The sequence below is a fragment of the Oleiphilus sp. HI0067 genome (genome assembly GCF_001635735.1).
On sequence record NZ_LWFI01001631.1, the window covers coordinates 1 to 1,640 of the forward strand.

At 44.0% G+C, this 1,640-nt stretch carries 1 protein-coding gene; it reads left to right on the forward strand.

Features of this window, described 5'->3' with window-relative positions; genetic code table 11:
• On the forward strand, positions 1 to 1,407 hold a 1,407-nt coding region (locus A3739_RS26320), incomplete at its 5' end, for a bifunctional diguanylate cyclase/phosphodiesterase (RefSeq protein ID WP_156502869.1).
• Between the last annotated feature and the right edge of the window lie 233 nt (positions 1,408 to 1,640).

Genomic DNA, 1,640 nt, shown 5'->3' on the forward strand with positions numbered 1-1,640 from the left:
GAGAGAAAAGTGAAAATCAATGGCGAAGAGTCTCTGCAGGTTGTCGGCACTTATGGCACGGCGCGCGACATAACAGAAAGAAAAGAAGCCGAAGAATTTATTAACTTTCAGGCATATCATGACCTGCTAACACGCTTACCAAATCGCTCACTATTTAAAGATCGACTCAACCTTGCCATGGCGCAAGCCAAACGCAATGACAACCAAGTAGCGGTCATGTTCCTCGATCTTGATCGATTCAAAGTGATTAATGACTCGCTCGGCCATGCAATGGGTGACCGTCTACTGCAAGCCGTATCAATGCGACTGGATAACGTTATTCGTAAATGCGACACCCTTTCACGGTTTGGCGGAGACGAATTTACGCTATTACTACCAAATATAAATAGCGCTGAAGATGCTCGCATTATCGCTAAGAAAGTCATTAACACCCTTAAAGAACCATTTATTCTGGGCGAACACGAAGTATTCGTTGGCGTTAGTATCGGCATTTCTATGTTCCCGACAGCTGGCGACACAGTAGATCAATTGATTCAAAATGCCGATGTAGCGATGTACCACGTGAAATCGCGCGGAAAAGACGGTTACCAGTTCTTTAGCCCTTCAATGGAAGTAGCTGACTCAAACCGCATTAAGCTCGAACGAGAGATTCGCAGAGCATTAGAAAACAACGAATTCAAGGTATTCTACCAACCACAGATTAATGCAAAAACGAACGATGTTATTGGTGTAGAAGCGCTAGTGCGCTGGCAACACCCTACTCGCGGTTTGGTATTCCCGGGTGAGTTCTTGCCTTTGGCAGAAGAAACAAAGCTACTCACGGACATTAGTGAGTGGGTATTAAATTCTGCATGCCAAGAAGTACAAGGCTGGATCAATAACGGACACCCAAACATTCGCCTTTCGGTTAACTTCTCACCCTTGCAGGTCGAGCACCCGCGATTTGTAGATCATTTGCTCGAGACACTTGAAAGAAACAACTTCCCTGCAACAAACCTAGAAGTTGAGATTACCGAAAACGCGATCATGAATGACCTTGATCAGATGACCAAAAAGCTCAATCGCTTATCTGAGCACGGAGTAACCATTGCGATCGATGACTTTGGCACTGGATATTCATCCCTCAATTACTTGCGTAAGTTGCCAATCCACACACTTAAGGTTGATCAAAGCTTTGTAAAAGACATTGAAGAGACAATGGGCGATGCCTGTATTGTTAACGCCATCGTCAATATGGCTCACGGCTTGAAGCTCAATATCGTCGCTGAAGGCGTAGAAACAGAAGTACAACTTCAATATTTGAAAGATTTAGGTTGCCAAGAACTTCAAGGTTTCTATTTCGGAAGAGCAGAACCTGGTGAAGTGATACTTAGTCGACTCGAAAGCCCTCACGCGAAAATTGCCTAGAGCTTTAAGCATTCACCTTACAAACAAAAAAGCGGCTCAATAGCCGCTTTTTTGTTTTCGATGTCCCGCTCTAAATATCAAACTTACTCAAAACAACATGGCTCATTCCGAGTTTCTTTAAGGCAGATTCAAACACCTTATTTTCTGGTACTGCACCCGTGAACATAACAAAGTGCTTATCGTCATTTGATGCCTTATGTGGCAAATCAACCAACAAAGACTCAGCCCTACGC